Raw genomic sequence first — 25,207 nt, forward strand, 5'->3', positions numbered from 1 at the left:
TGACGTGGATATGTCCCGAATATATAACGTCTCGACAGGTGCTACACCAGCCGCAACGTTCTCTTTGCCACCACGAGCGCGCCAATGCTGAGGGCTGCCGCCGCTATCAGGTAAAAGCTCGGCGCCAGCTGCGAGCCGGTCAGCGCGATCAGCCCGGTTGCAATCACCGGAGCAAAGCCACCGAAGATCGTCACGGCCAAGTTGTAGCTCAGTGACATCCCAGTGACTCGGGTGCGGACAGGAAACACATCGGCCATCAGTGATGCCAACGGTGCGAAGTAAACGGCCTTGATCAACGCCATCATCGACACCACCAATAACAACGAGGTGGCGCTCGGTACTCTGTTGAGCCAGGCGAATGCCGGAAAGATTGCGAGGATGTAGATGCTCGACGCCCACAACATGATTTTGATCCGGCTGACATAACCGGTGATGAACCCCACCACCGGCGTCACCACGGTCAGGATGAGCCCGCCCGACAGCGTGGCCAGAAAGCCTGTGGATTGGGGAATGTCCAAGGTGGTCGAGGCATAAGACGGCATGTACTTGATCATGAAGTTGGACGCCGTCGACACGATCAGCACGCCCATCGCCACAAGCAACAAGGTCTTCTGCGAGAGCAGCACCTCCCGCAACGGCCGGGAGCCCGGTTGGCTTTCCTTGAAGTCGGGCGACTCATCCACCGTGCGCCGTATGTACAGGCCCACCGGGGCGAGGATCAGGCCGAAGAAAAATGGCACGCGCCAACCCCAGTCGAACATCTGTTGATCATTCAGGTTGGTGGTCAAAAAGTAGCCGAACAATGAGGCGATGACCACGCCGAAGCCCTGGCTTGCAAACTGCAGGCTTGCGACAAAATTGCGGGTCTTTTGCGGTGCGTGTTCCATCATGAAGGCGGTGGAACTGCCAAATTCACCACCTGCCGAGAAGCCTTGGAGCAGACGGGCCAACAGAATACCAATTGGCGCAATTATCCCGATGGCTGCATAGCTGGGCATCACCGCGATCATCGCAGTCCCTATCAGCATCAGCATGATGGACAGCGTCAACGCTTTCTTGCGTCCCTCCCGGTCGGCATAGGAACCGAGCACGGCCGCACCCAATGGCCGAATCAGAAACGAAAGGCCGAAGGTCGCAAAGGCAAGAAACAGCGAGACGGCCGGGTCGGCGGCCGGGAAAAATACCTTGCTGATGGTCAGCGCAAAATAGGCGTACACCGACAGATCAAACCATTCAAGGGTATTCCCGATCAAGGCCGCGCCGACGGGTTTCCAAAGGGGAGTTGCCTTTGCAACCGTGGCTGAAACGGTGGGGGACGATAACGCTGACATGCTTGACGCTCCTGATTTTATAAGGGGGTGAGCGGCAGATAAAAAGGGTCGAGCGGACCCCGATTTTTTTATTGTGGTTTGACGGGGGCGAGGTGACCCAGGTCCCAGAAAAGCGAGGTCATGATTTGCAGCCCTTCGAGGACTACCGAGCCCAGCAGATGCTCATCCGGAGCATGTTGTGAACAGCCGGGGTAGGAGTGGGGTATCCACAAGGTGGGCAAACCCAAGATGTCAGCGAATATATCGTTGGGCAGGGTGCCCGCAAGGTTCGGTAACACGGCGATAGGCCGGTGGGTGACGTCGGCAATCGACTGCTTGGCGAAGCGCACCCACGGGTTATCGGGGTCCAGTCGGCTGGCGGGTGTGCAACGGTCAATCACGATATCGACCTGTTGAAAACCCTTGGCGTCCAAGTGTTGGCGCAGCAGCGTTTGCAGGTTTTGCCAGTCTGTGCCGACCACAAAGCGCAACTGGCAATGCGCAATGGCGCGGGGTGGAATGGCGTTGACCGGTTTGGCTGGATTGCCTGCGGTAAACGCCAGGATCTCCACGGTATTCCAGCCGAAGAGTCGCTCGCCCAGGGTCAAGTCGGGCTCGCCCCAGTGCACATCCAAAGGACGGCCCAGGGAATTCTGATCGATACCCAGGTCGCGGATGGCTTCGCGGACTGAGTCGGGTATGGCGCCAGGCACCAGCGTTCGGCAGCGAATACGGCCGTTCTTGTCCACCAGGCTGGCCAGGGCATTGGCCAGTACCACGGCGGGGTTGGACATCACGCCGCCCCAGTTGCCGGAGTGAAGGCCCTTGTCGCGCGCATTGACTTCAAGGGAAAACAGCGCAGAACCTCTGGAGCCCAGGAATATCGTCGGGCGGCTGTCGTTCAAGCGCGGCCCGTCCGAGGCGATGAATACATCGGCCTGCAACAGCGCCTGGTGCGTTGTGCAAACCTCCCGCAGCCCGGGAGAACCGCATTCTTCGCCGGTTTCGAACAGCACTTTAACGTTGAAGCCCAAACGCCCCTCGCGTTGCTTGATGACGTGTTCGAGGGCAGTCAGGTTGATGCTGTGCTGGCCCTTGTTGTCCGCGGTGCCGCGGCCATACCAACGGTCACCTTCTACGGTCAACGCCCAAGGGCTGAGCCCCGCCCGCCATTGCTCGTCATACCCCAGCACTACGTCGCCATGTCCATACGTCAAAACCGTCGGCAAATCAGCCCCTTCGTGGCGTGATGCGAACAGCATCGGCCCTGCGCCCGAGGGGTTGTCGAGCCACTGGCATTCGAAGCCCATTGCGATCAGCGCGGGTTGTATTTCCTGTCGCAGATACCGCGTCAGTTCGTCTGCTTGGCCGGGGTTCTGGCTTTCGCTGCGAATGGCGATCCGGCGACGTAAATCGGCTTCAAAATGGCCGTCGGCCAGGTACTGACGAACATTCGCGAGCGCTTGTTGCTTGGACATGACCGTTCCGGTGCGGGCTGAGATTCAATCCAATATAGAAGTCACGTACCGGTCTGTATATTGCTGTTTTTTGACGTTTGCCTTCTAATAAATAGATGCTTTGGTGAAGGAATCAAACTGTGGATTATCGTTATTTCCTGGCCGTGTTCGATACAGGATCGCTGGCCGCTGCCGGCGAACGCTTGCACATTGCGTCCAGTGCTGTGAGCCGACAGATATCGCTGCTGGAAGAAACCATCGGGGTGCCACTGTTTGAGCGCCGGCCAAGGGGCATGCAGCCAACCGCTGCCGGCAACGCCTTGGCCGACCACGCACGACGTGCCTCGCTGGAGGAACAAAGCCTGCTGTCGGAGCTACGGGCGGGTGATTATCCCGGGGCGAAAGTAGTACGGCTGGTGTCCACCGAGGGACTGTCCCGCTACTTCCTGCCTCAGGTGCTGATCCGGCATTACCAGCAAAATCCCGCTTTCCAGTATGTGCTGGAAGTGATGTCGCCCCACGACTGCGCGGATAAAGTGAGGCGCGGCGAAGCCGATGTGGGGTTGGTATTCAGTACCGAGCCTATCGACGGTGTTGAAGTCCGGCATTCCAGCCGCTCACCGATCCGCGCGGTAATGCGGGTGGGACATCCATTGGCGACGCTCAAGCAGGTGCCTCTTCGGTCGCTGTCACCTTACCCGTTGGCGCTGACGCCAAAAGGCTCTACCCAGCGGCAATTGTTCGACCTGGTTTGCCAGATGGAAGGGCTGTCGTTTAACCACGTGATGACCTGCAATTATTCGGGCGCCATCCATGAGTTCGTTCGCCACACGGACACCATCGCGTTTGGTGGGGCGATCAGTCATCGGGCGAATGGAAGCGACGACCTGACGTCCGTTGCGCTGTCGAACCCGCAGTTTTCGGACCGGTCGATTCAAGTCCTGACCATGCCCAAGCGCGCTTTACCGGTGGCCCTGGAGCTGTTTATCGAAACCCTGATCGGATCCCTGAAAGATCTGACTTGAAGGGTGATGATATTTATCTGGCTCATATCAGTTAGCAGCGAAGTGGGCTTTATTCATGATTGGCGCTGGCCGGAGAATGGGCAACCCCCATTGATTCGGAGTGATCGTGATGCCTGTTTCTACCGTGGCTGCGCTGCAAATCGGTTCCTTGCCGGGTGGCAAGGCTGAGACCCTGGAACAGATCCTGTCCTACGAGGACGAAATCCTGCGCAGCGGTGCGCAACTGGTGGTGATGCCAGAAGCGTTGCTCGGGGGGTATCCCAAGGGTGAAGGTTTCGGCACCCAACTGGGTTATCGCCTGCCTGAGGGGCGTGAAGCCTTTGCCCGTTATTTTGCCAATGCGATTGATGTGCCGGGTGTGGAGACCGAAGCGCTGGCCGGTTTGTCGGCGCGCACCGGGGCCAGCCTGGTGTTGGGCGTGATCGAGCGCAGTGGCAGCACGCTGTATTGCACGGTGCTGTATTTCGAGCCGGCGGGCGGGTTGGTGGCCAAGCATCGCAAATTGATGCCTACCGGCACTGAGCGGCTGATCTGGGGCAAGGGTGATGGTTCGACGTTGCCGGTGATTGACGCGGCGGTAGGGCGCATCGGTGGCGCGGTGTGCTGGGAGAACATGATGCCGTTGTTGCGTACGGCGATGTACGCCAAGGGCGTGGAAGTGTGGTGTGCACCGACGGTGGATGAGCGGGAAATGTGGCAGGTGAGCATGCGACATATTGCGCACGAGGGGCGGTGTTTTGTGGTGAGTGCGTGTCAGGTGCAGGCGTCACCCCAAGCGTTGGGCGTGGAGATTGCGAACTGGCCGGTGGATCGGCCTTTGATCGCGGGGGGCAGTGTGATTGTCGGGCCCATGGGGGACATTCTTGCCGGGCCATTGCTCGGTGGGGCGGGGTTGCTGGTGGCGCGGATTGATACGGATGATTTGGTGCGGGCGCGGTATGACTATGATGTGGTTGGGCACTATGCCCGGCCGGATATTTTCGAATTGACGGTGGATGAGCGTGCTAAGCCCGGTGTGCGGTTTTTGGGTTGAGTACATATCCGTTTCTTCGGTAACGGCGGCTTATGGTTCCGCTCTTACAGCGGCTCACTTTGGAAAAGCCCCAAAGTAAGCAAAGGGCTCTGCCCCGCCTGTCGGCACCTCGCTTAGGCTCGGTGTTCCCTCACTCCGGCATTGCTCCGCGGGCCGCCGCGATGGGCCATCCATGGCCCAGCGCGGCTAAACCGGCGTCCTGCCGGTTTACCCGCTCCGCACTGCCTGCGTTCGGCCTCGGGCTTATTGGGGCAGTCAGATCAAGATCAAAAGCAAAAGCACAGCGGCCTACCGGCCGGCTTGAGTGTTAAAAGCCAGATCAAAAGCCAGAGCGAAAGCCAAATCTGATGCTGATGCAGCTCTGCTTTTCTGTGGGAGCTGGCTTGCCTGCGATGCAGACACCTCGGTGCATCAGGTACACCCAGTTGATGCCATCGCAGGCAAGCCAGCTCCCACATTTGACCGTGCCCGCTTTTGATTTGGCTTGTGCCTTTGCTTTTAACACTCAAGCCGGCCGGGAGGCCGCTGTGCTCTTGCTGTTGATCTTGATCTTAGGCGCCCCGTTAAACCACGCTGGCCGAACGCAGGCTTTGGAGCGTGGGTAACCCGGCAGGACGCCGGGTTAGCCGCGCTGGGCCAAGGATGGCCCATCGCGGCGGCCCACGGTCCAAAGCCGGAGTGAGGGCACACCGAGCCTAGGCGAGGTGCCGAGTGGTGGGGCAAGAGCGTTTTGCTTACTTTTGCGCTTTTCAAAAGTGAGCCGCTGTAAGAGCGGAACCCTAGGCGGCCGTTACCTAAATAACGGATATACACCCAAAACCCACCTCAGCCCCGCCGCCCCTCCAGCCACTCCTCCCGAGTAATCTCCCAGATATCCTTGGGCAAACTCCCAGCCACAAATTGCCCCTCATCCGTCCTGACCAACCGCATCCCCGTCCGCTCGGAAATCCTGCGAGACGCCACGTTCGGCGCCGCCTTGGGCACGCGCATCACGGGCCGCTCCAGCACCTCAAACCAATACTCAGTCACCGCCGCACTGGCCTCGGCCATCAACCCCTGGCCCTGCCACTGCGGCGCCAGCCAAAAGCCCCGGTTGTTATCCACCTCATCCATCAGGCTGACATTACCAATCAACACCTCCGGCGCGCTCTTCAGGCGGATCGACCAATGCCATTCCTCCCCCCGCGCCATGGCCGGCAACGCGACATGCTCCAGATAGCTGCGCGCACCATCCGCCGGGTACGGCCAAGGCACCTGAGCATTCAGATAACGCACCACTTCCCAGTGCGCAAACTCCTGCTGGACACCCTCGGCATCCTCCAGCGTCAGCGGCCTGAGGATCAGGCGTTCGGTATACAGCGTAGGTTGCACATCCATGTCGTTACCAAGTGGCAGTGTTGGGAAAGTCCAGGGTCCCGCGATCCACAAAGCGCATGGTGCCGAACAGGCCACCCGCGAGTTTCCCGCGCAACACGTAGGGCAGGTTATTCAAACTCTGGGTCTGGCTCAAGCCAAGGGTCTGACGCAACACGGAAAACGCCGAAACACTCACCGGCACCGTCAGCACCGTCTCCGAAAAACGTTGGATCGAACCCCCTTGGTCACTCACCCCGGACGCCAGCGGCCGGCCATTGACCTCCAGATCCAGGGCCACGCCGCTGTAGTCGATGGCGGTTTCATTCGGGTTCTGCACCCGCAGCTTCACCGCGAAACGCACTTCCAGGTCCTGGCTTTGCAGCGGCTCGATGCCCACCACGTTGATGTTCACCGGGTCGCGGTTGGGGAACAGCGCGCACGCGCTCAGGGTGAGTAGCAGCAGTGACAAAACCATGAGCTTGCGCATAAAACGGGTTCTCCTATTGCGTGACGTCCGGGTCCTGCATCACTTTGAGGGTGGAGGCTTCCGGATCAAATTCATCTTCTTCCAGTTCTATGAACTCCTCAGGCAGGAAGATGTTCAGCACGATAGCGCAGAACGCACCCACGGTGATCGGCGACTCGAAGATGTTGTGCAGGGCCTTGGGCAGCTCGCGCAGTACTTCCGGGACTGCCGCCACGCCCAGGCCCATCCCCAGGGAGATTGCCACGATCAGCACATTGCGCCGGTGCAGGCCGGCTTCGGCAAGGATCTTGATCCCGGCCACGGCCACGGTGCCGAACATGATCAGGGTGGCGCCGCCCAGCACCGGCTTGGGCATCAGTTGCAACACTGCGCCGATCATCGGGAACAGGCCCAACAGCACCAGCAGCCCGGCAATGAAGTACGCTACGTAACGGCTGGCCACGCCGGTCAACTGGATCACGCCGTTGTTCTGGGCGAAGGTCACCATGGGCAGGCTGTTGAAGGTGGCCGCCATCACCGAGTTGAGGCCGTCGGCCAGCAGGCCGGATTTGATGCGCTTGATGTACAGCGGGCCCTTGACCGGCTGTTGGGAAATCATCGAGTTGGCCGTCAGGTCACCGGCGGCTTCCAGCGGGGAAATCAGGAAGATCACCGCCACCGGGATAAACGCTACCCAGTCGAACGAAAAACCGTATTTGAACGGCACCGGCACGCTGATCATCGGCAGTTGGGGCAGGGCGGCCAGGTCGACACGGCCCATCCACCAGGCCACCACAAAGCCGAGGGTCAGGCCGATCACGATCGAACCCAGGCGCAGGAACGGGTTATTGAAGCGGTTGAGCACTACGATGGTCAGCAACACCAGCGCTGCCAGGCCCATGTTGCCGGCGGCGCCCAGGTCGCTGGCGCCATAGCCGCCGGCCATGTCGGTGACCGCCACCTTGATCAGCGACAAACCCATCAAGGTGATGATGGTGCCGGTGACCACCGGGGTAATCAGCTTGCGCAGCTTGCCGATGAACTGGCTGAGCACCACTTCGATAAACGCTGCGAAGAAGCAGATGCCGAAGATCGTCGACAGGATCTCATCGGTGCCGCCGCCCCGGGCCTTGACCATGAAACCGGCGCTCAGGATCACGCTGATAAACGAAAAACTGGTGCCTTGCAGGCACAGCAGGCCCGAACCCACCGGGCCGAACTTGCGGGCTTGCACAAAGGTGCCGAGGCCCGACACAAACAGCGCCATGCTCACCAAGTACGGCACTTCGCTTTCCAGGCCCAGCACGCCGCCGACGATCAACGTCGGAGTGATGATGCCGACAAAGCTGGCCAGCACATGCTGCAGGGCGGCGAATATCGCCGCGCTGAAGTGGGGGCGGTCGTCGAGGCCGTAGATCAGGTCGGATTTATAACGGGGGCGAGGGGTTTGAGTGTCAGACAAAATACGGGCCCGGGTAGGAAAAAGGAGGCGCAGGATGCCAGAAAGTGCCAGTTGTCAGAAGTGTGAAAAAATATTTCGAAACATCCCCCATTAAATCCTCAAGTCGGCCGATACCGTTTATAGGCCCACATACCTATTACAACAGTGGCGCCAGCCGGTCAGAGCGGCGCGTTGACGCCCACTGACCGTGTCGCGGCAGGGATGCTCGCAGCCACTACTTCTAAGAGCGCCCCCTATGTCCCTTCGTAACCTGAATATCGCACCTCGAGCTTTTCTCGGTTTTGCCTTCATTGCGTTACTCGTCGTTGTCCTGGGAGTGTTTGCGGTCAACCGGATGGCCGTGATTCACCAGGCCACCACGGAGATGGAAACCAATGAGCTGCCCAGCGTCGGTTTCCTGGGGGTGATGACGGAAAACGTCCTGCGTTTGCGCATCCTGTCTTTCCGTGTACTGGTCAACCGTGACCCCGCCGGCTTGCAAGAGGCCCAGACACGCATGGGCGTGTTGACCGACAAGGTGCGCCAGGCCCAGACAGCTTATGCAGCGTTGCCGGCCGAAGGCGAAGAGGCGGCACTTTATAAACAGTTTGCCAGCACCCTGGACGCCTACCTGGTGGCCCAGCAGGAAATGATCGAGCTGTCGCGCCAGAACAAAACCGATGACATGCTCAAACTGATCAACTCGCGTATCAAGGACGGTACCGACTTGATGGGCGAACAGTTGAACAAGCTGATTGCCATCAACAGTGCAGGCGCCAAGGTCGCTTCGCTTGAAGCGGGCGACAGTTACCAGAACGCAATCACCGGCATCATCGCGGTGGCTGTGGTCGCTGCACTGATGACTGTGCTGCTGGCCTGGCTGCTGACCCGCAGCATCGTTACCCCGTTGCAAAAAGCCGTTGAAGCTGCCGAAACCATCGCCGGTGGCAACCTGACCAAACTCATTGAAGTCGACGGAAAGGACGAACCAGCGCGCCTGCTCGGCGCCTTGGCCGCGATGCAGAACAACCTGCGCCAGACCATCCAGCACATCGCCGGCTCGGCCACGCAGTTGGCCTCCGCCGCGGAAGAACTCAGCGCCGTCACCGAAGAAGCTTCCAAAGGCTTGCAACAGCAAAACAACGAAATCGACCAGGCCGCCACCGCGGTCAACGAAATGACCGCCGCCGTGGAAGAAGTGGCGCGCAACGCGGTGTCCACCTCCGAGGCTTCCAGCCAATCCAACCAGGCTGCACGGGAAGGGCGCGACCGGGTAGTGGAAACCGTGGGTGCGATCCAGACCATGACCCAGGACGTGCAAAACACCTCGGTGCTGATCGAGGGCCTGGCTACTCAAGGCCGTGACATTGGCAAGGTACTGGACGTGATTCGCGCGATTGCCGAGCAGACCAACCTGTTGGCCCTCAACGCGGCGATTGAAGCGGCACGTGCCGGTGAAGCCGGGCGGGGTTTTGCGGTGGTGGCGGATGAAGTGCGAGCCCTGGCCCATCGCACGGCACAATCGACCCAGGAAATCGAAAAAATGGTCGCTGGCATTCAGAGTGGTACGGGTGAAGCCGTGCAGTCCATGCAGCAGAGCAACCAGCGCACCCAAAGCACCCTGGAAATGGCACGTGCCGCCGGCGTGGCCCTGGAGCAGATTACCCAGTCCATCAGCCTGATCAACGAGCGCAACCTGGTGATCGCCAGTGCGTCGGAAGAACAGGCACAGGTGTCCCGCGAAGTGGACCGCAACCTGGTGAACATCCGCGACCTGGCGACCCAGTCGGCGGCGGGTGCCAACCAGACTTCAGCTGCCAGCCATGAGCTGTCGAGACTGGCGGTGGATTTGAACGGGATGGTGGCCAGGTTCGTCATCTGATCTGAAATGCGATCAAAAATGTGAGAGCTGGCTTGCCTGCGATGCGGACGCCTCGGTACATCAGGTACACCGGGGTGATGCTATCGCAGGCAAGCCAGCTCCCACGGTAATCAGTGTTTCCAGGCCGCCGGATTCACCAGATTCTTCGGCTTCTCACCCGCCAGCGCCGCCAGCAGATTGTCCACCGCGCACTTGGCCATCGCCTCCCGCGTCTCATAAGTCGCTGAACCGATGTGCGGTGTCGCCACCACATTGCTCAAGCGCAGCAACGGCGAATCATGCTGCAACGGCTCGCGCACAAACACGTCCAGTCCCGCCGCGCGAATAGTGCGCTGTTGCAACGCCTCGATCAGCGCCGGCTCGTCCACCACCTTGCCTCGGGAGATGTTGATAAAGATCGTCTCCGGGCCCATCAGCGCGAACTCTTCAGCGCCAATCAAACCTTCGGTTTCAGCCGTCAGCGGCAAGGTCAGGCACACAAAGTCGGCTTCCCGGAGCAGGTCCGGCAGGCTGCGGTATTGCGCGTCAAAACGTTGCTCCACTGCAGGTTTTGGCGAGTGACTGTGGTAGATCACCGGCATGCCAAACCCGAAGTGCCCACGCTGGGCCAAGGCTTCGCCAATACGCCCCATGCCGATAATGCCCAGGGTCTTGCCGTGCACGTCGCTGCCAAAATGCAGTGGGCCGATGTTCTGGTTCCAGTTGCCGGCGCGCACCATATTGGCCAGTTCCACCACGCGCCGGGCAGTGGCGAGGATCAGCGCGAAGCCGGTATCAGCGGTGGTTTCCGTCAGTACGTCGGGGGTGTTGCTGAGCAGGATGCCGCGCCCGGTCAGGTAGTCGATGTCGTAGTTGTCGACGCCGACGGACACGCTGGCCACGGCCTCAAGCTTCGGTGCCAGATCCAGCAGTTTCGCATCCAGGCGCAGGCTGGCACCGAGCAACCCTTGGGCCGTAGGCAAGGCCTCACGCAGTTTGGCCAGGCCGCTTTCATCCAGCGCCTCGATCAGCGTGACCTCGGCCTGTTCATGCAGGCGGGCCATCAGCGGCGCAGAGAGTTTCTTGTAGAGCACGACAGACTTTTTCATCAGGTCTTTACCTTCAATTCAAGAGAATGCAGCGGGGCGCGCTCGCGGTCACTGGCGCCTGGCTTGAGAAAGATCGTCAACACCACCGACACCAGCAGCGCACCGCTCATCAACAGGTACGAGGCCCCGGGCGATCCGGTGCTGCTGTTGAGGTAGCCCACCAGATACGAACCGCCGAACGATCCGAGGGCGCCCATGCTGTTGATCAGCGCCATGGCGCCGCCGGCGACGTTGGCCGGAAGGATCTCGGGGACGATTGCGAAAAACGGCCCGTACGGCGCATACATGCACGCCCCGGCGATTACCAGCAGGGTGTATGACCACCAGAAGTGTTCGGCGCCCAGCACGTAGGACGCATAAAACGCGATGGAAGCGATCAACAGCGGCGGCCACACAAAGCGTTTGCGCTTTTGCAGTTTGTCCGAGCCCCAGGACACCACCAGCATGCCGATCACCGCCGCCAGATATGGCAGCGCAGACAGCCAGCCGGCCTCGACCATGTCCATTTTCAAACCGGCCTTGAGGATCGACGGCAGCCACAGCACGAAGCCATACACGCCAATGCTCCAGCAGAAAAACTGCAGCGCGAGGATGATCACCTTGGGCGAGCGAAAGGCTTCGGCGTAGTTCTTCACCGCCTTGATACCCACCTGTTCTTCGGCGAGGGCGGTTTCCAGGTCTTTTTTATGCTGGGCGCTCAGCCATTTGGCATCGGCCGGTTTTTCATCCGCCAACTTCCACCAGATAAACGCCCAGATCACCGCCGGCAAGCCTTCGATGATAAACATCCAGCGCCAGCTGAAATGCTGCACCAGATAGCCCGAGACCACCGACATCCACATCATGGTCACCGGGTTGCCGAGGATCAGGAAGGTGTTGGCCCGGGAGCGTTCCGCGCGGGTGAACCAGTGGCACAGGTACACCAGCATCGCCGGCATCACGGCGGCTTCCACCACCCCGAGCATGAAGCGGATCACGATCAGCATGTAGGCGTTGGACACCATGCCGGTCAGGGTGGCCAGGCCGCCCCAGAGGATCAGGCTGACGAAAATCAGCTTCTTGACGCTGCGCTTCTGCGCGTAGATCGCCCCCGGCACCTGGAAGAAAAAGTAGCCGAGGAAGAACAGCGCGCCGAGCAGCGACGACATGCCCGGGGTGATCATCAGGTCTTCGGCCATCCCGGAGGCGGCGGCGAAGCCGTAGTTGGCGCGATCCAGGTACGCCAGGCTGTAGGTGATAAACACGATGGGCATGATGTACCACCAACGGCGGGTGGCGAGTTTCAACGGTTCCATAAGGTTGCTCCTGAGCTTGTTGTAGTTGTGGCAACAGGTAACTGGGTGATGCGGACTAACCGGCTTTCTGGGTGTGGGGCAGATCGGTCCTGAACGGCAAGCCTTCCATGTCGCCACGGCTCTGTACCGCGCGGCTACCGATCCAGTTACCGCGCTGCACGGCCTCGGCAAAGCTGAGGTTTTCCAACAACGCGCTGATCATGCCTACCGCAAAACCATCGCCGGCGCCGACCGTATCGACCACCTTGGCCACGGGTACGGCGGCGACGAAACCCTGGTCCAGTTGTGTGCGGTAATACGCGCCGTGGGGGCCGAGCTTGATGGCCACGGCTTCCACGCCTTGGTCGAGGTAGAACGCGGCGATGTCGGCCGGGTCTTCAAAACCGGTGAGCAAACGGCCTTCGCTCAATCCCGGCAACACCCAATCCGCCAGGCAGGCGAGGGCGTTGATTTCGCTGATCATGCGTTGCTCGTTTGCCCACAGGGACGGACGCAGGTTCGGGTCGAAGGACACGCTGCGGCCAGCCTCGCGCATTTGCGTCATCAACTGGCGCGACAGCTCGCGAGTGGCGTCCGACAGTGCCGGCGGGATGCCCGTGGCGTGCAGGTGGCGGGCTTGCAACAGCTCGGGCTTGATCGCCTCGACAGACAGGTAACTGGCGGCTGAGCCACGGCGGAAGTACTCCACCTGCGGATCGTCGCCGGCCTCTTCGCGGGACTTGAGTTGAAAACCCGTGGGGTGCAGCGGGTCGACCGCCACATGCCCGCAGTCCAGGCCTTCGTTCTGCAAGGTGTCCACCACAAAGCGCCCGAGGGAGTCGGCGCCCACGCGGCTTAGCCACGCCACATTGAAACCCAGGCGCGACAGGCCGATGGCGACGTTGCTGTCGGCGCCAGCAATGCGTTTGTGAAACTGCGCGACCTGGGCCAGGTCGCCGGTCTGTTCGGCGACAAACATCGCCATGGTTTCACCAAACGACAGGATATCGATCTCAGACATGGGCGTTCTCCACGCGGGGCTGGCCAAGGACGGCGAGGGCGGCGACCTGCTGCGCGGTGACCTGCACCAGATCATCACCTTGCAGCGGAAATTCCACGGCCCGGGTAATACCTTGAGTCATGAGCTTGAGCAGTTGTTCCCACAGATGCAGGTCGGCGGCGCCCGGCGGCAGGGCCACCAGCTTGCCGTCGGCGCGCCGGGCCACGGCCTTGCAGTGCAGGTAGTCCACATGCCGGCCCAGCAGGCGCGCGGCGGTGGTCGCGGATTGGTCCTGCCACTGCCAGTTGCCGATATCGAAGGTCATTTTTACCGGCACGGCCAGGCGTTCGACTTCGTTGAAAAAACGCTGCATCGGCTCGATGCGCCCGCCGTGCAGGGTCTGGTCGTTCTCCACCAGCAGCTTGACCGGATGCCGATTGAGCAGGGCGCTCAAGCTGTCCAGGTCGTTGGTGTCGGTGAAATAGCCGAGGGAGACTTTCAGCCAGCCAGCGCCAAACGCCTGGGCGCGGTCGAGGGTGGCGGCCAGTTCGGCGTTGGGTTGCGAGCGGCCGGCCACCCAGAGTTCCAGGGGCGAGGAGAACACGCATTCCAGGCCTTGATCGGCCGCGGCTTGCGCCAGTTCCAGCGGTTGTTCGGTGGTCAGCAGTTCTTCGCGCCATTCGATACGTTGCGCGCCAGCGGCGGCCAGCACCGAGACGAAACTCAGCTGGCCCTGCTGGCGGACCAGGTCGGCGCCATAGCTGGAAAGGCTGATGGAGACGGGGTATTTATGCATTGTTGTGGACCTCTGAAACCGGTTTCATTTTTATTCGCAAAATGTTGAATTGAACCAGCCGTAGCAGCTGTCGAGCCCGGGCGAGGCTGCGTTGGCGGTGTACCTGACACATCGCAAACGCAGCCTCGCCCGGGCTCGACAGCTGCTACGGGCGCCTGGTGGAGCCTCGAATGATCAGTTGCGGCAAGAAATCCAGGGTGCGCGTCGGCTCGGTATCGCCGCGCAAACGCTTGAGCAAACAGTCGAAGGCCTTGGCGCCGATGGCCTCGGTGGGCTGGGCGAGGGCGGTGATGCCGTTGCCCACCAGCGGGTACCAGTCGAGGTCATCCAGGGCGATCAGGCCCACGTCCGCAAACAGGTCGCAGCCTAGATTTTTCAATGCACGGGTACACGCCAGTGCCGCGATTCCGTTGGCGCAGAACAACGCCTTGGGGCCGGATTTGGCTAGAAACTTTCGCAGACGCTGTTCCAGTTTGCCGTCCAACTCCAGTACCGCGCCGGTCAACATCGGACGGCTGGCAATCTCTGCCTTGAAACTGTCCAGGCGTTCCAGCCGCGAGCTGGTGCCGTCGGTGGCTTCAGTCACCAACAGCAGCTCGCGATAGCCTTGCTGTTCAAGGTGCTCAACGGCCATGCGCACCGCCACCGGGTTATCCAGCCCCACCAGGTCGCTGTGCAGCGGCTCGACCTTGCGGTCCACCAGCACCAGGGGCATTTCCCGTTGCAGCTCCAGCAATTGGTCGAGGTGATGGCCGAGGGTGTTCACGATCAACCCTTCGATGTTGTAGGCACGCAGGGCGGCCAGGTGCTGGCGCTCCTGCTCGTCATCGCGGTCGGTGTTGCACACCACCAGGCTGTAGCCGTGCTGGCGGCAGGCAGTTTCCACGCCATGCATCACGGCAATCGAATAGGGGTTGCGGATGTCGGCCACCAGCATGCCGATCAGACGGGTGCGCCCGCGTTTCAGGCCGCGGGCCATCTGGTTGGGGCGGTAGCCGAGGTCATCGATGGCCTGCTCGATGCGCAGGGCGATGGCGTCGGAGAGCAGGGCGCGGTCGTCGCCGATAAAGCGCGAAACGCTGGCCTTGGACACACCGGCACGTTCGGCTACGTCAAGCATGGTCACGCGGCTGCGTTGGGCGGCGGAAAAAGAGGTCACGGTGCAGGGCCTTTCTTATTGGAGTTGGAGGTCATCAAGCACCGGCAAGGATGTCTGAAACCGGTTTCAGGAAACACCAACTCAGAAGATCCGTCAAGCCAATGCGGCGCCGACACAGGTGTCGAAACCGACGAGCGGCCATGCCTACCTGTTAGTTTTGACAGTACCCAAGCGTGGTATTTGGGTGCTTAATCCTTGCCAAGGGCATCTCCCAGTGCATCGTCGGCAGGACATTTATATGAACACTTCCAACGCTCGTCGCAGACGTGTCTCTAGAAGCAATATTTTGTCATTTTCCGAGATCAAGGTGCCTATCCTTGATGATGCCGTACCCCCCATCCTCGAGGGGTATATCCCACGCGAGTACCTTGATTCCGATATGGAGGTGGTCATCGAGGAGCTTTGGCCAGAGTCCGCGCCTGCTGGGAGTTTCGACATCCTGGTCGTTCATTGGCGGCGTAGTGGTAGTGAGGGGGAGCCGCTCTTGCGCCGGCGGTTCAATGGCCCGATTGATCCAGATCTTTTTCCACTGCGTATTCCAGTCGAGCGACGGTATCTGGAGAACGACGGCACCGTGTTGCTGAGCTATGAGGTGCTTGAACAGGGCAACTTGCCCACCCCCTCACCAACGCGCGTGTTAGTGCTGGACCGTACGCCCCCCAACAATAATATCTCCCCCCAGGGGCCTGAATTTCCCGTGAGTCTCATCGATGAGGATTATCTGGCTGAGAACCCGACTGTGAACATGCGGGTACCCTTTTACACCGGCCGTCGCGCGTGGGACCGGGTTGAGTATTACCTTTCGAATGTGACACCACCACACGACCGGAATACGCCTGATGGGTTTTTTGACTTTCCTACTGAAACTGAACCGTTGGTTTTTTCCATCCCTGGGGATTTGTTTCGCCTTTATCCAAACGGTCTTCAATACATGCATATTGTGTTGCGCGATCGTTCCGGTAACGCGGGGCCGCGATCAAACCAGATAACGGTCGTTGTGAACCTGGACGCGTCGCCCTCCGACCTCCAGCCACTGGTCATTCCGGCGATGGTTAACGGCTTGATTGATCGCCAGGATGCGCGCCTTGGGGTTGTGGGGAAGGTGCTGTACGACAATTGGCAGGAGGATGACCATGTCACGGTGACATGGGGTTCTACAACGTTATCGCCACAGCGGGTCACAGAGTTGCCCTTTGATGTCCGAATTCCTTGGGAAACGTTGATTGCCCAGGGGGCGGGGCCAGCTTCCGGGGTTGCCACGTATTCCATTACTCGCGCCGGTGGAACGCTCCCCACCCTTCCCAGCCCACCGACGATGATCAAATGGAACTTCACGGTGGCGGGGCAAGACCACAGCGGTGCACCGCAACTGCTGAATCTCGATCTGCCTGCCGTGATGGTCTGGGGCGAGGGTTCCACGACAGAGAACCATATTGATATACGTGATCAGGATCAGCGTATTTACGCCAGTGTTCCGTTGTACCACCGGCCTCGGGATGGCGAAGAGTTGACGTTGTATTGGGGGAACTTTCCCATTAACACTGTGCCGGTTGCACACTATACGGTGGATGTAAGTAAGGGGGATGAGGAAGGCAGTATTGTCGAGTTCAGTGATATTCCGTGGAGTGTGATTATGGGGGCAGGCAATGACGACAGAATGCCTGTTTATTACACAACCTCTAATGGCGTTAATGAACAATTGGCCAACTTCACCATCGTAACAGTGGCCGTGGTTCCTATATTGAGTCTTACACAAGTTCGGTTTCCCAGTGCAACTCCAGATGTGTGGGTAAATTGTCAGACTGTGCCCCCCATGTGGGACCATATCCCCGTGGAAATTGCGGCAAATACACAGTTCAGGGAGGGCGATGCGGTCACGTTGAGTTGGCAGGGTTATGAGGGGTTTTTTACCGGCCCCATTGAGGGGACCGAAGACTCTTTGCTGCATTTCCTTTCGGCGGAAGAAGTGGAGAACGGCTATGTATTTAAGCAAGATAACTATGAAGAAAAGATAAAACCCATACGGTCGGACAATCCGGCAAGCGTGGGGAGTTCGGCACTGGTGTCTTACGAAGTGCTCCGTGGCACCAGGATCATAGGCCGGGCACGAGAGCGGCAAGTCAAGATTGATCAGCGCTATTCCAGTGGGCGTTATTGCGGTCCTGACGAAGATGGGGAGCAGGACTAGCCTGGCGAGCTTGTGAGTCAGCCCAGTCATAAAGTTGAGCTTCGATAGTGGTCTCAAGTGTTTTAGAGGCGGGGCCAACTATTCGGTTCAAGGCGAGCGATTTCTCGTTTCGTCTGTGACATTGAAGTGGTAACCGGCGTTAATAATTCGCTTATGGAGAACGTAGATGACTATCTTTAATAAAAAGCAACAGGCCGCGCTTGCCTCTCGAAAACTCAATCGAGAGTATGTCTCCAAGTATGGGGGCGGTATTTTTGAGTTTGAGGCGCCGACGTTCAGCTCGCTAAACGCAGACGGGCTGATCTCGGCAGCGGCTTCAAGAAGAAATCTTCCCGTTACGTTTGTAGCCCCGTCGCTTGAAGTACCTGCTATAGAAGCCCGGCTGGAATTGGTGATGCGTGATAGCGGTGTGACAAATTGGGGAGCACCTCTGTATACGCTTCGCTATTCGGGAGCCGGTGCAATCAATGTGGGCGACATTATTGAAAAGGATATTCCTGCCTCCCGCCTGAATGAGGGGCAGTATGAAATTGCCTATATCTTGTATGAAGGCAGTCTCCCTACGCAGTCAGACACCGCGCCATTGGCGGTGGATCTGACGGCACCCTATAAATTCAATGTCGACGACGATGAAGAGCACGATATCCATCCGTTTGCTCCTTTATTACCGACAGACCTGGGGCCGGAAATCGACGAACTCTATGTAGACGAGCATGATGAGGGATTGGTTTGCACCTACCCGAATTACGAGAACTATGGTCGAGCAGACGGTGACACGATCACCGTCTATTTCTCGGAGTATTCCTCATCGCAGCTTGCTACACCGATCGACACAGTGCCGGTGGAAGATAGCCTTGAGTTTGTTATTCCATGGGACCGGATCGAAGTGCTGGAAGCGGGCGCCTACTATTTGTTTTATATCCTGACAGACCTGGCCGGTAACAAAAGCAGGGAATCTGTTCCCCGCCCCGTCCGGCTGAACTTGGTGGGGGTTCCTGATCCTTTGCAGGCGAGGGTGCCGTTGGCGCTGTTGCCGGCTGACGGGCTGATTGATCTGGCGGATGCTCACGAGCCCGGTGGCGTGACGGTGGAAATTCTTCAGTACGCCAATGCGCGAGAGGAGCTGGATGTCATTGACCTCACCTGGGGCGGCGAAAGCGTGGGGCGCTTCAACGTCAGGGATTACACGCCGTTTCCTCTAAGGCTGCCGGTTGATACCGATATCATCTTCGACGTGTATGGTGCCGGCACCGGGGAGGAGGACACGGTTATCGATTACGTGGTTGATCGTAACGGCAACGAATACCCCGCGCCCACGCTAACCATCAAGGTGGATCTTTCCGGCCCCGGCCCCGACCCGACGCCAGACCCGGAAAACTCTCGGCTCAACCTGGTGACCGTGTACGGCAGTGACCCCGACGAGGAAAACCGTTTGCTGCCGGGCGATTTCGGTAACGACGCGACCGTCGAGATCGTGCTGTGGGAGGTTCCTCCGCCGGTACCCGGTATCACCATTACCGGTTATTGGGGCAGTTTTGCGCACCCCTTCGATCCAACCGAGCTGGATGGCGAAACCGGTGGAGACACCGTTACCCTCACCGTGCCTTGGTCAATCATCAAGGAGGTTGGCAATGGCACGATTCCGGTGTTCTATACCTTGAGCTGGGACGTCAATGACAACCTCCAGCGATCTCGTTCCCAGAATGTCGTGGTCGAGGCCAACGTAGTCGTCATGGAGAAGCCGACTTTCGTCAAGGCTGGTGCGAGTATGGCCTGTACGGACCTGAATCCGTTCAGCTTTTCCGCACGTGTCAGAGTGCCGGGCAATACCACCTACTTCCAGAATGGCGCTGTCGTCCGCCTGGAATGGCAGGTGTGCAGCGACGACGCCGGCACTATGCCATTGGGGGATCCTGTACCGTTCGACTCGGACCCGTTGACACCGGATATGGTTTCAAATGGTTTCTTCCTGACGATTGAGCCTTACACCACCGTCATCAGGCCTGCCGGGCGCAACTCAGTCACCATTCAATACTTTGCGACGGTGAATGGCGTTGAGGAGCCGTCTGAGAAGGGCTTTACAAGGACGCTGTTCGCAAACCGGGCTACGCCGCCGCTGTACTGCGAGGAACTGCCGGTTCTCGGGGAGGATGACGCGTAATACGTGTTGTCCAAAGGGCGCTTAGGCGCCCTTTGGTTTTCACCTGTCATGAGCTTCCTTGCGTCGTTGCGTTTCTCCATTCCCGCCATTGATACGCGGTTTTCCTTAGGGTGTTCAGATAATTCCTACATCTATCGTTAGCGCTCATCGGTAATTTTGCGGGCCGTAACTGGCCAGTTTCCACTGCATTCGAAACAGGCCGAATTTTTCTGTGATGGAACGCCTGTTCAACGAGTGAGTGATCATGATTACCCAGTCTCTTTTTAAGTTAAATCCTTTGGCCGTCGTGGTTAAAGTCGCGTCGATTGCATCATTGTTGGCTCTCGCCCCGCACGCTCAGGCAAGGCTGATCGAAAATCGAACCGAGACCATTGACTTTCACGACGTGCTCGACAGCTATACGTTGGAAAATGCCACGCTCAACGTGATAGAGGGACGCACCGAGAGCGTCTATGCCGCCCGCTCCAACCTGAACCTGAGCGAGTCGAGTACCGTCCTCGGCACCGTTGTTGCGCAGGCGGGCTCGAACGTCAATGTGGACTCCAGTCGCGTTGTGGCGCAGGGTGATTTCAATTCGGGTATCACGCTGTACAGCAGTAATGCGTTGATCAATGGCAGCGTGATTTCCAGTGCCGACTACCATGGGTTGGTGGTCAATCGTTTCTCAGGCTCCACCGTGGGTTCCAGCGCGACCGTCAATGACAGCGTGGTTTCCGGGGCTACCGGTGGCGCGGTGGTCGGAGGCCATAGCGTGCTGAACCTGGACCGCAGCATCCTGCAGGGTATAGACGCTGGCAGTTTCGGTTTGCAGTTGCAGGGCGCAGAGGCCCATGCCCGCCAAAGTGTCATCACAGGCGGCCTCAATGGTGTAGTCCTGACGAATGAACCCCGTAGTGTGCTTGCCAATAGCTTGGTACTGGACAATACCCACGTGACCGGCGAAACCGGTGCGGCGATTGTGGTGAGAGGTCTATCGGGTAGAGGGGCCAATGCAACGATTGAGGTGCTCAATGGCTCGACACTGTCCGGTGGCAACGGCAACCTCCTTGAGGTCAAGGATGGGTCTTCGGCCACGGTACGGGTCGACAACAGCCAACTGATGGGCAACGTGATTGTTGAGTCGGGCAGTATCACACACCTGGACTTGCAGAACCGCGCCGCGTTGACCGGTCGCCTGGAAAATGTTTCGTCGTTGAGTATCGGTAGCCAGTCGCTGTGGGACATGACCGGCAACAGCCAGGTCGGCGCATTGAACCTGTCGGACGGGATGATCAGGTTTGGTGCGAGTGACGCCTTTTACCAGTTGGACCTGGCCAGCCTGTCCGGTAACGGCACGTTTGTGATGGGCACCGATTTTGCTCGGGGCTTGACCGACTTCCTCAACATCACGGGTTCCGCCAGCGGCAACCATCAATTGCTGCTATCCAGCAGCGGCGTCGAGCCGGTCAGTGCGAGTGAGGTGCGTATTGTGCATACCGGTGGCGGTGATGCGCAGTTTTCGCTGGTAGGCGGTGCGGTCGATGTGGGGGCGTGGTCCTATGGGCTCAAGCAAGACGGCAATGACTGGTTCCTCGACCCGTCGTCGCGGGTCATCAGCCCTGGCACCCGCTCGGTACTGGCGCTGTTCAATGCCGCACCGACTGTGTGGTATGGCGAGCTGTCCTCTCTGCGTAGCCGTATGGGTGAATTGCGTCACAACGGTGCCGAGTCCGGCGGATGGGTCCGCAGTTATGGCAACAAGTACGAGGCGAAAGGCGGTGCAGGCAATGGCTACACGCAATCGCAACGCGGTTTTTCCCTCGGTGCGGATATGCCGGTGACGGACAGTCCATGGCTGTTGGGGGTCATGGCCGGTCATAGTGAATCAGATCTGGATGTTGGCCGTGGAACGTCGGGCACTATCAAAAGTTACTACGTTGGTGCCTACGCCACCTGGATGGATGAAGACAGTGGCTACTACTTTGACGGTGTGGCCAAGGTGAACCACCTGCGCAATGACTCCAAGGTGGGGTTGAGCGATGGCACACAGGCTAAGGGTGACTACGCTACTAATGCCTTGGGTGTTTCGGCAGAGGTCGGGCGTAATATCAGGTTGGATGATGGGTTCTTCGTTGAACCGTTTGCCCAAGCGTCGGTGATGACTGCCAAGGGCAAGAGCTACCAACTGGACAACGGGATGCAGGCCAAGGGCGATCACACCCACTCGGTCCTGGGTAAATTGGGGGTGACTGTCGGCCGTGATTTTGTGCTCGATAGCGGTAGCGTTGTACAGCCTTACTTGCGCGGTGCGGTCGCTCATGAATTTGCCAAGAACAACAAGGTGTCGGTGAATAACCAGGCGTTCAATAACGATCTCTCGGGCAGCCGTGCGGAATTCGGTGCGGGGGTTGCGGTGTCCTTGTCCCAGAACCTGCAGTTGCATGCCGACTTTGAACATGCGAAAGGCAAGCGTATTGATCAGCCCTGGGGTGCCAACGTGGGCGTGCGTTATAGCTGGTAATCAACAATGCCCTGGATCAAGTGATAAAAAAATGCCCCGGTTTCCGGGGCATTTTTTGTGGGTCAAACATTGAACAGGATTTGCATACGCTGCTCCTGCCCGCCGACGTCAACGTAGTAAACGTCCAAGGCACCACTGACATGGTTGGTTTGCTCGTTATGGATAAACTCGATCGTGCCGCGCTCGGCTGTATAAGCGGGAGGTGGCGCGTCATTGAGCTCCATATAAATAACCGAAAAACGCTCGTCGGGTTCGTCGGGCCTCAGGGTGTACCGGCCGGAGGGCAATGTTTCCCGATCCGCCAGATACTTGAAAACAACGATTCGCCGGCGGTTGCCAATGCCTAAATCCCGCTGAGTGGCCTCAACCCACCAATAATCGGATTTGAGTTCATGTTTGGGGAAGTCGTCCTTGAACGCCTGAGTCGCGATCGTTCCCTGGAAGTAAACTTGGGCAGTGGATCGGCTGTTTTCACTTACCGCAGATGCAGTTGCAGTACTCATGGTTATAGTCTCCCGCTATCGTCAATAAATGTCCTGTGATGGGATCATTACCCACTTGGGACAAGCCTGTTAAATACGACGGTCTACGTTTGCCTCGTTTGCACGCGCTTTCATTCCATTGCTTTTATTGAAATATTGTCGACGACCAGAAAAGTAATGCCCTGTATTTGCAGCGTCATGTCATGAACCCCGGCGGGGGTGGTGAATAAGTAGGTGTATGTGTCCCAGCCTCCCTCTCCGCGTAACTCGAGCTCAGGTACGTGATCGGGGGCTATATGAAACTTTACAAGCCCATGGCCGCCGGTTGGCGTTTGCGCATCGATAGAGAAGACAAGCGCCTGCCCGGGAACGACCCTGATGTCCTGCTCGATATAAGCGCCGAGATTCAGCTGACACCGTTGATCGTGGAAGGTCGCCAAATTGGGCGGCGGTGACGAAGTCCATTCATCGCTGTTACGTGAGAAGTCCCCGTTACGGATCAACTCAATCGGTATGGTCGTGCCTTCTTCCTCCACCAGCCTGACGTTATCGAACCAGACGTCCCCCGACGTTCCTGTCAATTGCACGGTTGCGCTGACAGTGCCTGTGGGAGGCGTGAACGTTAATGACTGACGCAACCAGCCTTGATTGCCGGACATCGATATTGACTCATTCACCCCCGAAGGCTGAAAAACCACTGTTATGGAGCCGGTACCTCTGTAAGTAATCAGCGTAAACAGGCTGAGGGTATAGGCCGTTGCGTCAACCACCCGCACCGTTTGCTCGGCCGTTCCTTGAGTTCTGACGATGCAACTGCGTTGGGAAAAATCCACCCTGCCGGGAAGTGTTGCGGTGGCTGTCCAGTGGGTTCCATGGTCGATAAAGTTTCCATTCAGGATCAGGTTCTTATTTAACGGAACGGGTGGTGACATGGCGTGCTCCCGCAGGTCCTGATACCCGGCCTGGCCCGTGCTTTTTGACAAGTGGCTTTATTCAGCGCCATTAACGCCTTGCCCACAACTGTCAGAATTCACAGGTTTGCTCGCCATTCGTCGCCTTTTCTATGCCACCGCTAAAACGCTCAGCCAGGCGGAGCCGAACAACAGCAACGCCATGCCTTGGTTAAAACGCCGCATGGCCTTGATCGAGCGAAACACCCGGCTCGACCCCACCCCCAGCAGAGCCCACACCCCCAGGCACGGCAACGAAATCATAAAAAACGCCAACGACAGGTACAGCACATGGCTCTGGCGCGCCTCACCGTTGCCAGCAAACACACTGACCACCGCCAGGGCCATCATCCAGGTCTTGGGGTTGATCAATTGCAGGCTGGCGGCACCCGCCAGGCCCAGGCGTTTTTGCGGGGTGTTCGGGTCGATGGCTTCGGCCGGGGCGCGGAAGATCTGCCAGGCCAGATAGCTGAGCCAGGCCACGCCCACCCATTGCATCGCGGCCTGCACTCTGGGCAATTGCGCCAGCGACTGGCCCACGCCCGAGCCCACCAGCAACACAATCCCCGCCGCGCCCATACAAGCACCCAATACGATAGGCAATGCAGCCTTGAGCCCATAACGCGCGCTGTTGCTCAACACCAGGATATTGGTCGGGCCGGGGGTGATGGAGGCGACGAAGGCGAATAACAGAAAGGGCAGCAGGGTAGGGAACATAGTGGTGTGACTCCAATCAGCAAGGCAATGGAGTCGATCTTCACAAGCGGCCCGCTACCTGTCTGGAAGATTTGAGCAGCGCTTGCGGTACGCCGCCGGTGTCATGCCATAGGCCCGCACAAACCAGCGGCCCAAATGGCTTTGGTCTGCAAAGCCCAGGCTGCTGGCGACCTCGGCAGGTTGTTCGCCCTTGGCCAGCAAATGGCGGGCACGGGCCAGGCGCAGTTGCACCAGATAGGCATGGGGCGGCAGGCCGAAGGCGCTCTTGAAGGCACGGGTCAGGCGGAAGCGGTCTACGCCGGTTGCCAGGGCCAACTCATCCATGCCGACGTCCTGATGCAGATGGGCGTGCAGGTACTCGCGGGCCTTATGGGCCACCAGAGGCAGGCGCGGGTCCTGGTGATAGCGCTGGCGCCAGTGCAACTGGCCGGTCAGGCGTTCCAGCAAGTAGTCGAGGGCGTGTTGGCGCACGATGCGCAGCTCGCCGTCGTGCAGGCTTTGAAACGCCTGGCTGGTGGCAAGCGCCAGGCGAGGATCGCTGGCAAGGGTGGTGGCAAACCCCAGCTGACTGTTGGCCGGGGCTTCCTCGAACACCGCCGCCACTTCCCGCTGCAACCACTGCGGGTCGAGGTACAGCATGCGGTAGGTAAACCCGGCTTCGGTGGGGGCGTGGCCATCATGGATTTCCCCTGGCTCCAGCAGAAATACCTTGCCGGGGGTGCTTTGGTGCCGGGTGCTGCGGCAATTGAATTGCTGCACGCCTTGCTCCGTGACGCCCACCAGGTAGCTGTCGTGCCAGTGCGGATCGTAGGCATGGCCCTCGAAATGCGCACGCAGGGTCTCGATGCCGGTGTCGGCGTCCTGGGACAGGTCGATCCAGTTATGGGCGGTCATAAAGCACCGATGACAGGTAAACGTTGTC

At 59.1% G+C, this 25,207-nt stretch carries 20 protein-coding genes; 6 read left to right on the forward strand and 14 right to left on the reverse strand.

The window, feature by feature from the left end; all coding sequences use genetic code 11:
- Positions 1-41: 41 nt before the first annotated feature.
- Together BLU46_RS30410 and BLU46_RS30415 are read right to left on the reverse strand one after the other, a co-directional pair.
- On the reverse strand, positions 42-1,331 hold the full coding sequence (locus BLU46_RS30410; RefSeq protein WP_063029525.1) for an MFS transporter: 1,290 nt from the start codon (positions 1,329-1,331) through the stop codon (positions 42-44).
- A 68-nt stretch (positions 1,332-1,399) separates the two neighbouring features.
- Entirely contained in the window at positions 1,400-2,788 is a 1,389-nt protein-coding gene (locus BLU46_RS30415; RefSeq protein WP_093209329.1) for a M20 family metallopeptidase, read from the reverse strand.
- A 119-nt stretch (positions 2,789-2,907) separates the two neighbouring features.
- Between BLU46_RS30415 and BLU46_RS30420 the strand changes: the two genes are divergently transcribed.
- Both BLU46_RS30420 and BLU46_RS30425 read left to right on the forward strand, forming a co-directional pair.
- Positions 2,908-3,792 (forward strand): LysR family transcriptional regulator, encoded by an 885-nt coding sequence (locus BLU46_RS30420; RefSeq protein WP_063029529.1) that lies wholly within the window; start codon positions 2,908-2,910, stop codon positions 3,790-3,792.
- 109 nt (positions 3,793-3,901) lie between these two features.
- The gene (locus BLU46_RS30425; protein ID WP_063033954.1) at positions 3,902-4,825 is read left to right on the forward strand and encodes a carbon-nitrogen hydrolase family protein; all 924 of its coding nucleotides are present in this window, start codon (positions 3,902-3,904) and stop codon (positions 4,823-4,825) included.
- Between the two features lie 825 nt (positions 4,826-5,650).
- On the opposite strand, the gene BLU46_RS30435 is transcribed toward BLU46_RS30425, so the two are convergent.
- Genes BLU46_RS30435 through BLU46_RS30445 form a run of 3 tightly spaced genes read right to left on the reverse strand, consistent with a single transcriptional unit; the run spans position 5,651 to position 8,109 of the window.
- The gene (locus BLU46_RS30435) at positions 5,651-6,202 is read right to left on the reverse strand and encodes a GNAT family N-acetyltransferase (RefSeq protein WP_093209334.1); all 552 of its coding nucleotides are present in this window, start codon (positions 6,200-6,202) and stop codon (positions 5,651-5,653) included.
- Between the two features lie 4 nt (positions 6,203-6,206).
- Entirely contained in the window at positions 6,207-6,668 is a 462-nt protein-coding gene (locus BLU46_RS30440) for an LEA type 2 family protein (RefSeq protein WP_093209342.1), read from the reverse strand.
- A gap of 13 nt (positions 6,669-6,681) precedes the next feature.
- A complete protein-coding gene (locus tag BLU46_RS30445) occupies positions 6,682-8,109 on the reverse strand; it encodes a nucleobase:cation symporter-2 family protein (RefSeq protein WP_093209346.1) in 1,428 nt (475 codons plus the stop codon).
- 235 nt (positions 8,110-8,344) lie between these two features.
- Here BLU46_RS30445 and BLU46_RS30450 point away from each other — a divergent pair, with 235 nt between their 5' ends.
- Entirely contained in the window at positions 8,345-9,970 is a 1,626-nt protein-coding gene (locus tag BLU46_RS30450) for a methyl-accepting chemotaxis protein (protein ID WP_093209349.1), read from the forward strand.
- Positions 9,971-10,080: 110 nt separating this feature from the next.
- Here BLU46_RS30450 and BLU46_RS30455 read toward each other — a convergent pair whose 3' ends face one another.
- From BLU46_RS30455 to BLU46_RS30475, 5 genes are all read right to left on the reverse strand, one after another.
- Positions 10,081-11,058 (reverse strand): NAD(P)-dependent oxidoreductase, encoded by a 978-nt coding sequence (locus BLU46_RS30455; protein ID WP_093209352.1) that lies wholly within the window; start codon positions 11,056-11,058, stop codon positions 10,081-10,083.
- Complete coding sequence (locus tag BLU46_RS30460; RefSeq protein WP_063029537.1) at positions 11,058-12,353, reverse strand: MFS transporter; 1,296 nt, start codon at positions 12,351-12,353, stop codon at positions 11,058-11,060. The genes BLU46_RS30455 and BLU46_RS30460 overlap by 1 nt, the downstream gene beginning before the upstream one ends.
- A gap of 55 nt (positions 12,354-12,408) precedes the next feature.
- Complete coding sequence (locus BLU46_RS30465) at positions 12,409-13,353, reverse strand: sugar kinase (protein WP_063029538.1); 945 nt, start codon at positions 13,351-13,353, stop codon at positions 12,409-12,411.
- Positions 13,346-14,128: a sugar phosphate isomerase/epimerase family protein gene (locus tag BLU46_RS30470; protein WP_093209355.1), complete on the reverse strand. Its 783-nt coding sequence runs from the start codon at positions 14,126-14,128 to the stop codon at positions 13,346-13,348. Before BLU46_RS30470 ends, BLU46_RS30465 begins: the two co-directional genes overlap by 8 nt.
- A gap of 145 nt (positions 14,129-14,273) precedes the next feature.
- Positions 14,274-15,287, reverse strand: coding sequence for a LacI family DNA-binding transcriptional regulator (locus tag BLU46_RS30475; RefSeq protein WP_063029540.1), 1,014 nt, complete (start codon positions 15,285-15,287; stop codon positions 14,274-14,276).
- A 238-nt stretch (positions 15,288-15,525) separates the two neighbouring features.
- Between BLU46_RS30475 and BLU46_RS30480 the strand changes: the two genes are divergently transcribed.
- From BLU46_RS30480 to BLU46_RS30490, 3 genes are all read left to right on the forward strand, one after another.
- On the forward strand, positions 15,526-17,475 hold the full coding sequence (locus tag BLU46_RS30480; protein ID WP_093209358.1) for a hypothetical protein: 1,950 nt from the start codon (positions 15,526-15,528) through the stop codon (positions 17,473-17,475).
- Positions 17,476-17,641: 166 nt separating this feature from the next.
- Positions 17,642-19,636, forward strand: a complete 1,995-nt coding sequence (locus BLU46_RS30485; protein WP_093209361.1) for a hypothetical protein — start codon at positions 17,642-17,644, stop codon at positions 19,634-19,636.
- 244 nt (positions 19,637-19,880) lie between these two features.
- Positions 19,881-22,136: an autotransporter outer membrane beta-barrel domain-containing protein gene (locus BLU46_RS30490; protein ID WP_172834562.1), complete on the forward strand. Its 2,256-nt coding sequence runs from the start codon at positions 19,881-19,883 to the stop codon at positions 22,134-22,136.
- A gap of 62 nt (positions 22,137-22,198) precedes the next feature.
- Here the strand turns inward: BLU46_RS30490 and BLU46_RS30495 are convergent, their stop codons facing one another.
- From BLU46_RS30495 to BLU46_RS30510, 4 genes are all read right to left on the reverse strand, one after another.
- Positions 22,199-22,639 (reverse strand): hypothetical protein, encoded by a 441-nt coding sequence (locus BLU46_RS30495; RefSeq protein ID WP_093209364.1) that lies wholly within the window; start codon positions 22,637-22,639, stop codon positions 22,199-22,201.
- A 110-nt stretch (positions 22,640-22,749) separates the two neighbouring features.
- Positions 22,750-23,550: a hypothetical protein gene (locus BLU46_RS30500; RefSeq protein WP_093209367.1), complete on the reverse strand. Its 801-nt coding sequence runs from the start codon at positions 23,548-23,550 to the stop codon at positions 22,750-22,752.
- Between the two features lie 129 nt (positions 23,551-23,679).
- Entirely contained in the window at positions 23,680-24,285 is a 606-nt protein-coding gene (locus BLU46_RS30505; RefSeq protein ID WP_093209370.1) for a LysE family translocator, read from the reverse strand.
- Positions 24,286-24,339: 54 nt separating this feature from the next.
- Complete coding sequence (locus BLU46_RS30510) at positions 24,340-25,179, reverse strand: AraC family transcriptional regulator (RefSeq protein WP_093209373.1); 840 nt, start codon at positions 25,177-25,179, stop codon at positions 24,340-24,342.
- Positions 25,180-25,207 lie beyond the last annotated feature (28 nt).

It is taken from the genome of Pseudomonas yamanorum (genome assembly GCF_900105735.1).
GTDB lineage: Bacteria > Pseudomonadota > Gammaproteobacteria > Pseudomonadales > Pseudomonadaceae > Aquipseudomonas > Aquipseudomonas yamanorum.